The following is a 13,310-nucleotide window of genomic DNA, read 5'->3' as shown; positions in this document are numbered from 1 at the left end:
ATGAAAAAACAAACATTACTTTTTACATCGGCATTATCAGCAATGCTCCTACTCGCAGCTTGTAATACTACGGAGGAAGATAATACTCCAGTTGACGAACAAACAGCAGGTTCTGCGGATGAAACAACAGAAACGCAAGACGAAAACAAAGGTAACGAAGAAGAAACATCTAACGAAACTTCTGAGGAAGCAGCATCCAATGAAACTTCTGAAGAAAGTGCAGGGGAAAGCGCTCCATCTACTATTCAGTATGTAGATGAAAAAGGTCAGGAAACAGAAGCGAAATTATCTTGGACATCAAGTCCAGAACAGGATTACGAAATTGCTTTAGCGGAAGGCTTTACACTGACAGCTGAAGAGCCTGGTAGCGATATGGTCACATATGATGCTAACGATCAAATTTCAATGCGTATTGAAACATTTTCAAAAGATGAAACACATTACGAAGAAATGGCACGACAAACGGAAAGTACAGTAGGAGTTACCGCGCCGGATGGCCAGTATCAGCCTTATGATATTCAAAGTTTAATAGAGAAAAATAAAGAAATCCAGCATGCTACTGGATTCATTGTGACATTTGCTGAAGATGAAGAACAAGTAGTTACAGTCATCTATGAAAAAGAATCAAAGATTGTCCGTTTAACTGTATTTGACCGGACATCCTCAGAAGTAACAAACGCCCTGTTAGAAATGGGCCTAACAGTTAAATAACTGAGTAATAAAAGGAGCCTGCTAAATGCATGCTCCTTTTTTTAGTATGACAAATCTTTAATTGATCGCCCTAGCTTTTTTAACAGCTCAATTGCTACTTCTTTTTCCTCGGGTGATAAGGCACCCATCAGCTCGTGAAGTTCTTTTTCATGTTCGGGAAAAATTTCTCCCATAAAAGCAGAACCTTCTTCAGAAATCTCTGCATATGTTACACGGCGATCCGTCGGACAGGATACGCGTTTTAGAAGGCCTCGCTTCTCTAACTTGTCCACTACATATGTAATGGATCCGCTTGCAAGCAGAATCTTGTTTCCGATTTGTTGTAACGGCTGTCGTCCTTTATGATAAAGTAACTCTAATACGGCGAATTCCGTAGGGTTTAGACCTTTTTGCTGGAAAAATTGATTTGTCGTCTCACTAATCGCTTTTTGAGCACGTGATAATACGATAAATAGTTTAAGCGATTGTTTTACCTCTTCTGTTGCCATTGACAAATCATCCTCTACTTTTTATTCTAATTGCTATTATAGCCAGTAGAAAAAAGCTTTGTCAAAGTGATTTTAACCGGGCAATACATTTCCGCGCTGCAGAATTACTTGATTTGTGAGAGCATTCGGGAATGTAAGGATAAACGTCGTCCCAATATTCAACATGCTCTCTACCTCAATTACCCCGTTTAAATCATCCATAATTTTTTTCACAAGCGGTAAACCCAGCCCTGTTCCTTGATCTTTTGTTGTAAAGAATGGCTTAAATAAGTTTTTGTATGCTTCCTCACTCATTCCTACTCCTTCATCTTGTACACAAAGCTGAACATAGTGTGAAGCGGCATGAAGCCGAATAGAGATATTCCCTTGATTATTCATTGCTTGAATTGCATTTTTTATCAGGTTGATCAACATCTGCTTAAGTCGGCCTTCATTCCCTAACACGATATGGGGAAGCTGTTCATCAACTTCTAATTGTAGAATGACATTGTGCATTAATGCTTCAAACTGCATGAAATCAATTGCTTCTTTAGAAAGTGCCACTAAATCTACCTTTTTCAATGAAGATTTGCGCGGAGCCGATAAAAATAACAGTTCAGATAATATAGAATCCAGCCGTTGGAACTCCTCATCCATAATAGAGAAGTAGCTTTCCTGCCCTGCTGGAGCCTCGCTTTTAATCAGTTCCATAAATCCTTTTAAAGCGGTTAACGGATTCCTAATTTCATGAGCAATGGAAGCACTCATTTGGCCTAACTCTTTTAAATAACATTGTTCCTTAACCTGCGCCTGCAATCTCATGTATGCTGTATGATCAAAAAGGGAAATAATATATAAATCATTATCATGATCATACATGGCCTTTATTTCATAATAAAAATGTTCTGCACTATCACTTTTTTGAAGGAGTAGTGTAGAAGGCGTCTTTTTTTCTATATTTTCAAAAAATTGAGAAGCTGCTGAATACTCGTACGTAAAATATTTCAGCATCTGCTTATAATGTTTTGTAAGTACCTCTGTCTTACTAAAACCGATGTATTGCAGAGCTTTTTGATTTACATCCAGGATATGTCCCTTTGCATCAAAAACCACCATACCTAACTCAATCTGGTTGAACATCGAAATACCTGGCCAACTTGACTGTACTCGAGCCGGTTGCTTTATATCTTGGACTGTAACAATTACAACATCATAGAGCTCATCATAATTACCGCTAACGGTAATAGTAGTCGGAGTTGATGTTTGTACCTGAATTTCACTACAAGCCTCAGATTGCCTGCATGCTTGTTCTATGAATTCCTGCCATATCTTAATAGATTCCTCGGCAATCGGTAAAAAACATTCGTTCTCTGTTAGCTCTAGCAAATTTCTTGTTTGCTTACTGATAAAAAGTATTTCCAAAGATTTAGAAACAAATATCGTACATTGATTGGCTAGCTGTGAATCTTGGTGGAAATCTGTGCTAGGGGTTAATACCATGGTCATTCCTCCCTTTCTTTCAAGCTCAGATAACGTATTTTATGTTGAAATCTCTCATCTTATACATACTATTTATTTTTTTCCTAATTATATCTTACAAGTAGTATAAATTATTCCATAATTTAGGTTTGAATAGAATGGGTAATTTTTATCATATTGTTCACCCACCATTACACTGTTACAATATAGTTCGTGAAGGAGATTAGAATATGAAAATAATTTTAGCTACTCTAAATGCCAAATATATTCATACGAATTTGGCCATCCGTTATCTTAAAGCAAGCGCTCGTCCTGAATTTGACGCTGAACTTGCCGAATATACAATCAAAGACCCTGCTTTTAATATCGTCTCGGACTTGTTTCAAAAGCAGCCTGATGTCGTTGGATTCAGCTGTTATATTTGGAATATCGAAGAGACTATTAAAGTCGTGCGCATGTTGAAAACTGTGCTGCCGCAAACAAAAATTATACTGGGCGGTCCGGAAGTCTCTTATGATGTCCATGATTGGCTTCGAAAAATACCAGAAGTAGATTTTATTATTATGGGGGAAGGAGAAGTTTCTTTCAAGGAGCTAATGCATCACTTTGATGGCAATCTCCCTCTAGAAGAAGTACGCGGTATTTGCTACCTAGAAAATAATAAGGTTAAAATCCATGCACAGCCGCCTAAAATAGATCTTCGGGAACTAGCATCACCGTTCCGTTTTGAAGAGGATCTCCCTCATTTGGGCAAGCGTATTCAATATATTGAAACGAGCCGGGGCTGCCCTTTCCAATGTCAGTTTTGTCTATCAAGCATTGAGGTTGGTGTCCGCTATTTTAATCGTGAGAAAATCAAAGAGGATATCCGCTTCTTAATGGATAACGGGGCACGGACGATTAAATTTGTCGACCGTACTTTCAATATCAGCCGCAGCTATGCAATGGAGATGTTTCAGTTCCTCATTGATGAACATAAACCGGGTGTCGTATTCCAGTTTGAAATTACCGCTGATATTATGCGCCCTGAAGTCATCCAATTTTTAAACGATAATGCACCTGCAGGACTTTTCCGCTTTGAAATCGGTGTACAATCGACAAACGATTTGACAAATGATTTGGTAAAACGCCGTCAAAATTTTGATAAATTAAAACGTACCGTGACGATGGTAAAAGAAGGAGGTAAAATTGACCAGCATCTTGATTTAATCGCAGGTCTCCCTGAAGAGGATTACTACTCCTTCCGGAAAACGTTTAACGACGTATTTGCCATGCGCCCAGAAGAATTACAGCTTGGCTTCCTAAAGCTTTTACGTGGTACTGGGCTTCGTCTTGAGGCACAAAAATATGGCTACACATATGTTGACGTAGCTCCGTACGAAATCTTTTCCAATAACGTCCTCCCTTTTGATGATATCGTGCGCATCAAACACGCAGAAGACGTTTTGGAGAAATATTGGAATGCCCACCGGATGGATGGGACAATGGAATACTTAGTTACAGATGTATTTGAGACGCCTTTCGACTTTTTCCAAAGCTTTGGTACGTATTGGGAAGACCGAGGATGGTCCCGTATCGGTCATCAGCTAGAGGACTTATTCCTAAGATTGCTGGAGTTCTTAAGTACCTTGCCGCATGTCGATTTGGGTATTGTTAAAACCCTAATGGTAATCGACTACTTTAAACCGATGTCATTCATCCCACGCAAAACGTGGTGGGATGAACGTGTATCAGAAGATAAGGCAAAAGAACTTTATAAAGCAATCCGCTCAGATGCATCAATAGCAGGTAAAGAATTCGCCTCGATGAACATCAGTGAAAAGGACCTGTTTAAGCATTCTCTTATACTGCCATCAAGTCTTTCTATTAAAGAATTGCGTCAAGGACAAGTAGTTAAAAAAGAAGGTTATTTATTCACATACTTCCGCCAGGGACAAGCTCCATATATAGCGGATGTGAAACTATAAAAAAATCGTGGGCACTTGCCCACGATTTTTCTTTTTATCCAATAATCACGCGTTCTTTAGGATAATGATAAGTTACCCTTTTCGACTTTCCTCCTAATGTGTAAAGGAAAGAAATAAGGCCAACTCGCCCAATAAACATGAGAACTATAATCACTATTTTCCCGACAATAGATAAGTCATTTGTAATACCCAGGCTCATTCCGCATGTTCCAAAAGCTGATGTAATTTCAAAAATGATCTGCGTTGTCGTGGCATGAGGCTCTGTGATTAATAAAATCATCGTTGCTCCAAGCACCATAAACAGCGCAAGGAAAATAACTGCAAAGGAACGAAATACATCGATTTGATGAATTTCTCTACCAAAAATCTGTACTTCATGTCTGCCATTTGCAAATGTAATCAAAAATAGGATGGCAAGGGCAAATGTGGTCGTTCGAATTCCCCCGCCTACCGAGCTTGGGGACGAGCCAATAAACATAAGAAAGCTCATGAAAATATCAGTCGCTTCACTGAATGTCCTCACATCATATGTTGTCAAGCCGGCAGATCTTGTCGACACTGAATGATACATGGCGGAAAAAATAGCTTCATGCCATTTCATTCCTTTAAATGATTGGAAAATCTCAAGTATATAAATACCAAGAGAACCAATGACAAAAAGCGCCCCGTATGTAACTGTCGTAATTTTAGTAAATAAGCTGAACCGGAACCCGGGTGTCCTCCGCAAGAGAAATGCCTTGATTTCAATTAATACTGGAAATCCAATTGCTCCCAATACAATAAGCAGCATTGTAACAAACTGTACAAAGTAATCTAAATGAAATTGTTGCAGGCTCATCCCCGTTATATCAAATCCGCCATTAGTGGTTGCTGATATAGAAGTGAAAACACCATGACTAAACGCTTCCCCCCAGGTCTCATAATAGCGTTTAAAATGAATCGATAAAACGAGCGCTCCAAATGCCTCAATGGCCAAAAGAAGCTTAGCAATTTCCTGTATGAGCTGGACAACTCCCGCTATGCTCGTCTGATTATGGTCAATCATAATGAGCTGCCGTTCCCGCATTCCGATTTTTTTCCCCACCAGCAGCCAAATAAAGGTACCAAGCGACATAATGCCAATTGCACCAAACTGTAGGATAATGACAAGCATGACAATCCCAAAACCTGTGTATGTCTCGGATATATCAAAGACGGTGAGACCTGTTACACTAACAGCGCTGACCGCCGTAAATAGCGTATCAATAGCTGAGACCTCTACACCTGGCTTAAGTACCCACGGTAAACTCAGTAAACCAAATGAAACCGCTATTGCTATGAAATAATATGAGACGAGCATTTGGAACGGCGTGATTCCCTGCTTTGTTTTCTTTTTCATTCGCACAGCCCGTTCTCCTCCTAAAAAAACGTATATAGCGAAATTTACCACAAAAATAAAAGATGCGCTATAGGTGTTATACCACCTTTAGCACATCTCCATTCTTACTTAAGCCTCTTTTTTATTTTTCACTACACTAGTTAAATAGCCGCCAATCGCAAGTCCAAGCAGCACTACCCAGAAAATAGCTTTCCATGTTGTGGAATGCGGGAAGTGCGGGTCAATAATTGCAAGTTTCTCATGCCCTAGTGCCAATACCGCTAATTTTACTCCAACCCATCCTACAATCAGGAATGCGGCTGTTTCAAGAGTCGGGTAATCGTGCAGCACTTTTACGAACCATTGAGCTGCAAAACGCATAATTACTAGTCCAACAAATCCACCAAGGAACATTACAGCAAACGGACCTGCATTAATACCGCCGATTTCGAAATCCCCAAGATGAGGTAATGTCATAGCGATTGCTACGGCAGCAAGCATAGAATCGATTGCAAAGGCAATATCAGCAAGCTCTACCTTTACGACTGTCATCCAGAAGCTAGATCCCTTGCCCTCTTTAATCTCGTCATCGTCGGCCTTCTTAAAGTGATTATCATACAGATGTTTGATAGAAATGAACAACAGATATGCTGCTCCGATCGCTTGAATTTGCCAGTAATTAGCCAAAATCGTAATTAAGAATAGCGCGATAAAGCGGAATACGAATGCTCCTAATAGCCCGTAGAATAGAGCCTTTTTCTGTTGCTCACGTGGTAGATGTTTTACCATTACCGCCATTACTACCGCGTTATCAGCAGCAAGCAGCCCCTCTAGAAATACGAGTACGAGCAGGACCCATGCGTACTCTAACAAAATTGCTTCCATAAACGTAAATTCCTCCTTTTTTTGTATAACCAATTTTTGTCCAACTCAACAAGGCAAAGCTGAAAAATCCGTTTAAAGACAAAGAAAAAGACCCATGCCTAAAAAATAGGCAAAGGTCTTGCTAAGCACAATTTTATGCTATCACACCCGATGGCTCCAAACCATGTCATGACGAATGTGAAGTAAGTAGTTTCCTACTTATAGCTACTCCCCTTTGACAAAATGTCAACGGATATTCAGTTACTTTGTAATACAAGTATAAACGATACCCAGCAAAGAATGCAACTATATTATTTGATAGGAATTAACAATTCTTTGTGATTTTTATTTTTCTTATAAAACTCTACTAATATGGGCATTATTTCAACTACTGCTGGACAAGAGATATTAGTATTCCTTAAGCATTTCTGAACAGTGCATACATCGAACCCAGCATTCTCTCCTGTCTTAGTAGGCCCGCAAACAATTCCTAGTCGAATAACCGTGAGAGGAATTTCTGATCTCAACTCCTCCACATGCACTTCTGCTTTATGCTTTGTTTCTTCGTAATCATTCTTTGATGCAAGCAGGTGTACGAGCTCTGTCTCTAAAAGACGCCTATATCATCTGCATGCTAAAAGGCGGCGGGCTAAGTGACTTGCTATAAACCGAGGAAATTCAATCAATAGGATGCACCCACCTTTCACTTCCCCTTATGAAGCCCTTTTCCTCGTTTCTTGATCGATCAAACTATAGATGATTGGGACAATAAATAGAGTCAGCAGTGTCGAAGTAAATAATCCCCCGATTACGACAATGGCCATTGGCTGGTTCATCTCGGTTCCTTCCCCAATTCCGAGAGCCAGCGGCACAAGACCAAGCATTGTAGTGAGTGCAGTCATTAAAATAGGACGTAAACGGTCCTGTGCACCAACTATAATGGCGTCATAAGTACGATACCCTTCTGCCTTCTTCTGATTAATATAGTCAACAAGGACAATACCATTGTTTACTACAATACCAACGAGAACTAGAATCCCGATCACAGCCGTGATACCAAGTAATGTATTTGTCAGCCATAATGAAGCTGCCACACCAATTACCATTAGCGGTACACTTAAAATCATGATAAATGGATATCTCAATGATTCAAATTGGGCCGCCATAACAATATAGACTAATATAACGGCTAGTCCGACAGCAAGGTACAAATCACTTTTTGCATTTTCATAAAGCTCCCGGTCTCCACTGAATACAATTGACGTTTCTGAAGGTAATTCCGCCTTTTCAATTGCTGTGTCTACTTTTTTCGAAATACTGCTTAGTGACTCAGCATTTTCGTATTGAAGAAAGAAAGCAACGGCAGCTGCTTGATCTGATCTACGGATAGATGTCTGGCTGGCAGCAATGGAGACGTCGGCTACATCTTGCAGTTCAACAAATACACCGGCTGCTGTGCGAAGTTTCATTCTTTTTACAGATTCTACATCCGTCTTATACGTATCACCAAACCCTGTATAGACCGATAGTACTTCGCCATCATCTGCTAATATTTGAGTAGTTAATACCCCCCGCATCATAGAATAAACGGTTTGGGCTATTTGAGCCGGCATCATGCCATATTCATTTGCCGCCTCACGATTGACAGTAATTTGAATTTCATCAGCCGTGGCATCTAAATCTGTCGTAACCTCTAAAATGGCTTCTACCTTTTCTAGCTCAGCCTGTATTTCCTTCACCGTCTCGTTCAATCGAACTTCATCCGAATCTGTCACCCGGAAAGTCATAGTATTCGGTGATGAACCAGACGACGTAGTTAATGAAAAATCAACCTCTCCCCTGTCACCGACAATTCCCTTCACATCTGCCTCTACTACTTCTGTAAACTCAAAGATTGACCGATCGCGTTCTGATAGCGGGACAAGTTTTACATAGAGCTGAGCTTTATTTGAAGTTGAAGTTCCTCGTGAAAGGGCTTGCTGGTCGCCGCCGATCATGCTAACTAATACGTCCACTTCCGGCTCCTTTTCTATCCGCGTTTCTACTTGTGTGATTATTTCTTCTGTAGCAGCAAGAGACGTTCCACGTGGCAACTCTACATCTACCGTCACATATCCCTCATCTGTCGGCGGGATGAACTCTGTGCCTGTCTTAAACAGCGCAAAGCAGCTTGCAGCAAATATTGCCCCAATTACAAATAAAACAAGGAAACGATTGTGCAATGTCCAGTTTAAGGCTTTTCGATAAGACTGATAAAATGCTGAATGGGCTCGCTGCTCATTTAAATTTCCATTTTTCGTACTTAAAAATTTACTAGCAAGCATCGGCACTACCGTAAGAGCCACAACCAGCGATGCAAATAGGCTAAAGGAAATTGTCAGCGCAAATTCAGTGAAAATCCGGCCAATCAGCCCTGAGGTAAAGATGACAGGAACAAATACGGCCACCGTTGTCAGCGTAGATGCAATAATGGCCACTCCAACTTCTTTTGTACCTATCGAAGCTGCCTCTTTTGGAGATTTACCAAGCGCTATGTGCCGTTCGATATTTTCAATGACTACTATGGCATTATCGACAAGCATCCCTATCCCAAGCGCCAAAGCACCAAGTGTCAAAATGTTCAGCGAAAAATCCGCGAAGTACATAAGGACAAATGTTACGATGACTGAATACGGAATTGCGAGTCCGACAATCATAGGGCTTTTTAAGCCCCGCAGGAAAATAAACAAAATAAGCATGGCAAAAATGGCACCGTAAAGCAAAGAAAATCCAATATTACTAATAGCCAGGTCGACATAATCTCCTTGGTCATATAAAATATCTGCCTGAACACCGGAAAACTCAGGCTTAGCTAATAATTCATCCAGTGCTTCTTTGAAGTTTGTTGATACTTGCGCAGTATTTGCTCCCGATTCTTGCAGGACAGACATTAATACCGCGCTCTGCGCACCTGCGCGGGTAATGATTTCCTGCTCTTGCTCTGCCCGCTCTACATTCGCTATATCCTTCATTTTTATTTCCTCTCCTGTCAACGGATTGACAGAGAGCGTAAGATTAGCTATTTCTTCTGCAGAAGTGAAGGTGCTTACTATACGTGTCGTTAACATGCGCCCTTCCTCTGTATTGACGGACTCACCTGGAAGAGAGATATTGTTCGCCTGAATGAGCTGAACGATATCTGATTGGGCTAAATTGCGTGCCTCCAGTGCTTCTGCGTCTAGGGCAATCTGAATTTCTTCAATGATTTTCCCTGACACATTCACACTGGCCACACCATCTTGCCGCTGCAGCTCTAATTCCAATTGCTCTGCAATCTTTCGAATATCTACCTCGTCTGTTTCAGCTCGCAAAGCCAGTTGAATAATAGGCAATTGAGAAGGATCAAATTTTAAAAAGCTTGCATTTGCCTCCTCCGGCAGGTTAACCATATCCAGACGCTGAAGCACCTCTGATTGAACCTCACTTATATCTGTTGACCAATCGAACTCCAGCACAATAAGATTGGTGCTTTCTTGAGATGTCGATTGCAGCTTCTGTATACCAGGCAATGTAGCGAGACTGGACTCCAGAGGCTTCGTTACTTTTTCATTTACCTCTGTAGGACTGGCCCCTGGATAAGTAGCCACCACTACCCCAATCGGTGGATTCAGCTCCGGAATGAGGGTAATTGGTATTTTCAATAATGATACTGCACCCAATAAGATGACGAGCACCATTGTTACAAATGTAAACACAGGCCGCTTTATTGAAAAATCAGTTATTTTCATATAGAAATCCTTTCTAGCTGTATGCTCGCTTATATATTCGTTTCTTGTCGATTTATTCCTTTCTTGATAAAGGGAAATCTTTTCTCTACGAGGTAATGTTGCCTTATTTTAGCCAAAATTTCAAATTTCTCTTCCTTTTTAGCTTTGCACATAAACCAAATGCTCTCAAATGCTTGCCCACTCCTGTTAAGCGCCAGAGGCTTTAACCACGAAGATTGGAAAGCCTATAATACGTTCTTCGGCAGAGCGACGATTTCCAAATGATGAAATAGAAAATGGTCTCTAATTTTCTGAACAGCAAAAAAACCGTTTCCTGCTAAGTAGGAAACGGTTTGAAAATTATAGTAGGCTATATAGTTTGATTTGCTCGTTTTTCTCTGAAAACCAACGCATAGCAAATTCATTTTCAAATAGGAAAACAAGGTTGTCATAACGGTCCTTCACAAGCATCGAACGTGCAGAGTTCATTGAATCCTTCACGTCTTCTTCATTTTCGACCCAACGTGCCATTTTGCTGCCGATCGGCTCCATACGCACTTCTACATTATACTCATTTTTCATACGATGCTCGAATACCTCGAACTGTAACTGACCAACTGCTCCCAAGATTACTTCTTCTGTATGCAGCGTCTTGAAGTATTGGATAGCACCCTCTTGCACTAGCTGCAGCACGCCTTTTTGGAATTGCTTCCCTTTCATAACGTTTTTCGCTGTCACACGCATGAAAATTTCAGGCGTGAACTGAGGCAGCTTTTCAAATTGAAATGTCTTTTTCCCGCCGATGACCGTGTCGCCGATTTGGTAATTTCCTGTATCATATAGACCGATAATGTCACCAGCAACTGCGATATCCACTGTTTCACGATCATCTGCCAAGAACTGTGTAGATTGTGTTACTTTAAAAGACTTGCCTGTACGTGCGAGCGTCATATTCATCCCACGCTCAAATTGTCCTGATACAATCCGCACAAATGCGATACGATCCCGGTGTGCTGGATTCATGTTTGCTTGAATTTTAAAGATAAAACCTGAAAAGTCCTTATAATCAACTGGATCAATGAACTGCTCATCTTCTGTAATCCGCGGCTGCGGTACAGGTGCAAATTTCAAATACGTATCCAAGAATGTCTGTACACCGAAGTTCGTTAATGCAGAACCGAAGAATACAGGTGTTAACTCACCACGGCGGATTTTCTCCTCCGAATATTCATTCCCAGCTTCATTTAATAATTCGATATCATCCATCGCCTGCGTATAGTAGGATGTTACTTTCATTGGGTGATCCACTGCCAGCTCTCCGTTGTCATCTACGGGCAAATAGCGGTCTGCTTCTTCTGTACGGAACTGTTCGATTCGTTTATTGTATCGATCATAAATACCGAGGAATTCTTTTCCCATACCAATTGGCCAGTTCATTGGATATGCATGGATACCGAGTACTTCCTCTAGCTCTTCAATTAGCTCTAGCGGCTCTTTCCCTTGACGGTCAAGCTTATTAATAAATGTAAAGATTGGAATACCCCGCATTTTACATACTTTAAATAGCTTCAGCGTCTGCGCCTCAATCCCTTTGGCAGCATCAATAACCATGACGGCACTGTCTACTGCCATCAATGTACGGTACGTATCTTCCGAGAAATCTTGGTGACCTGGTGTATCCAGGATATTAACACGGCATCCTGAATAATCAAACTGCATCACTGAAGATGTTACCGAGATCCCACGTTGTTTCTCGATTTCCATCCAGTCGGAAGTCGCAAATTTCCCTGTCTTTTTTCCTTTTACTGTTCCGGCGTCGCGAATAGCGCCCCCGAATAACAGCAGCTTTTCCGTAATCGTCGTTTTACCAGCATCAGGGTGACTAATGATAGCAAAGGTACGACGTGATAATATATTTTGTTCTAACGTCATTCGTTTCGTCTCCTTTTTCAGCGGATAAGCAATGAATTGATAATACATCCGCACGAGAAAGACACCAATTGCCCCTCTGCTGCAGGACATGTGCCTTTCCAACATACTTACTTATTTTAAAAGAGTTATGCTGCCCGTTACAACCTTTTTTGCTCATTCTTCATAAATTTACTAAGCCAGACCATTATTCGATAGAGGAAGCAGCCGATTAAAATGGCTATTGCATTCAAAATGACATCGTCGATATCCGTACTTCTTCCGATAAAATACTGTACCCCCTCAATAAATAAAGGGATAGCAAGAGCTATGATAAACATTCTTCCCCATTTTCTGAAGGAAGACCATAAAAGCGGAATAAAAAAGCCAAATGGGATAAAGAGAACCACATTTCCTGCCAAATTATAAAAGGCTATACGGGCGAGCGGCCCCTGAAGCTGTTCTGTGTAGGCAGAAATAGTAGCAAAAGGTACAAGGTTATTACTTCTGTAAGTATGAGCGGCCACTTCAATATGGCCGTTTCCTATCCAAAATTGTGGAATAATCGTTTGTGAAAAAATACTGACGCTATAGAAAAAGAACAGCAGCATGGTAACTTCCCTGCCAGTACTCTTTTCCTTGTTTCTTAACCAAAGGAAGCGTGCAATCACATAAACCGGTGCCAGGATTATGCAATAAACAACTGTGCTTCTTAAAAATTCTTCTATCATCCTGTTCACCTCTCTATCTATCACGCTTTTTACTCGCGAAAGTTTCCTTATTTCTCCCATAACCGAGGCTGATAAGTGGT

At 40.8% G+C, this 13,310-nt stretch carries 9 protein-coding genes and 1 pseudogene; 2 read left to right on the top strand and 8 right to left on the bottom strand.

Annotated elements, in window-relative coordinates; genetic code table 11:
• On the top strand, positions 1 to 711 hold the full coding sequence (locus tag AA0Y26_RS03315; RefSeq protein WP_413365102.1) for a hypothetical protein: 711 nt from the start codon (positions 1 to 3) through the stop codon (positions 709 to 711).
• Between the two features lie 41 nt (positions 712 to 752).
• Here AA0Y26_RS03315 and AA0Y26_RS03310 read toward each other — a convergent pair whose 3' ends face one another.
• Positions 753 to 1,199 (bottom strand): MarR family winged helix-turn-helix transcriptional regulator, encoded by a 447-nt coding sequence (locus AA0Y26_RS03310; RefSeq protein ID WP_413365100.1) that lies wholly within the window; start codon positions 1,197 to 1,199, stop codon positions 753 to 755.
• A gap of 72 nt (positions 1,200 to 1,271) precedes the next feature.
• On the bottom strand, positions 1,272 to 2,678 hold the full coding sequence (locus tag AA0Y26_RS03305) for an ATP-binding protein (RefSeq protein WP_413365099.1): 1,407 nt from the start codon (positions 2,676 to 2,678) through the stop codon (positions 1,272 to 1,274).
• 209 nt (positions 2,679 to 2,887) lie between these two features.
• Between AA0Y26_RS03305 and AA0Y26_RS03300 the strand changes: the two genes are divergently transcribed.
• Positions 2,888 to 4,624: a DUF4080 domain-containing protein gene (locus AA0Y26_RS03300; protein ID WP_413365097.1), complete on the top strand. Its 1,737-nt coding sequence runs from the start codon at positions 2,888 to 2,890 to the stop codon at positions 4,622 to 4,624.
• Between the two features lie 34 nt (positions 4,625 to 4,658).
• On the opposite strand, the gene AA0Y26_RS03295 is transcribed toward AA0Y26_RS03300, so the two are convergent.
• The 6 genes and pseudogenes from AA0Y26_RS03295 to AA0Y26_RS03270 all read right to left on the bottom strand — a co-directional run bounded on the left by AA0Y26_RS03295 (position 4,659) and on the right by AA0Y26_RS03270 (position 13,230).
• A complete protein-coding gene (locus AA0Y26_RS03295) occupies positions 4,659 to 6,002 on the bottom strand; it encodes a TrkH family potassium uptake protein (protein WP_413365095.1) in 1,344 nt (447 codons plus the stop codon).
• Positions 6,003 to 6,110: 108 nt separating this feature from the next.
• Positions 6,111 to 6,866 (bottom strand): TerC family protein, encoded by a 756-nt coding sequence (locus AA0Y26_RS03290; RefSeq protein ID WP_413365094.1) that lies wholly within the window; start codon positions 6,864 to 6,866, stop codon positions 6,111 to 6,113.
• A gap of 290 nt (positions 6,867 to 7,156) precedes the next feature.
• Positions 7,157 to 7,438: pseudogene (locus tag AA0Y26_RS03285) on the bottom strand (SDR family oxidoreductase); the annotation flags it as partial.
• 120 nt (positions 7,439 to 7,558) lie between these two features.
• Positions 7,559 to 10,612 carry an efflux RND transporter permease subunit gene (locus AA0Y26_RS03280; RefSeq protein ID WP_413365092.1) on the bottom strand — a complete coding sequence of 1,018 codons (3,054 nt, stop codon included), beginning with the start codon at positions 10,610 to 10,612 and terminating at the stop codon, positions 7,559 to 7,561.
• A gap of 339 nt (positions 10,613 to 10,951) precedes the next feature.
• Entirely contained in the window at positions 10,952 to 12,523 is a 1,572-nt protein-coding gene (locus tag AA0Y26_RS03275) for a peptide chain release factor 3 (protein WP_413365090.1), read from the bottom strand.
• Between the two features lie 137 nt (positions 12,524 to 12,660).
• On the bottom strand, positions 12,661 to 13,230 hold the full coding sequence (locus AA0Y26_RS03270; protein ID WP_413365089.1) for a VanZ family protein: 570 nt from the start codon (positions 13,228 to 13,230) through the stop codon (positions 12,661 to 12,663).
• Positions 13,231 to 13,310 lie beyond the last annotated feature (80 nt).

This window comes from Lysinibacillus canaveralius (assembly GCF_047301505.1).
In the GTDB taxonomy this organism is placed as follows: Bacteria; Bacillota; Bacilli; order Bacillales_A; family Planococcaceae; genus Lysinibacillus_B.
The sequence above is the reverse complement of the archived record's forward strand: the minus strand, read 5'-3'. Positions and strand labels throughout refer to the sequence as shown.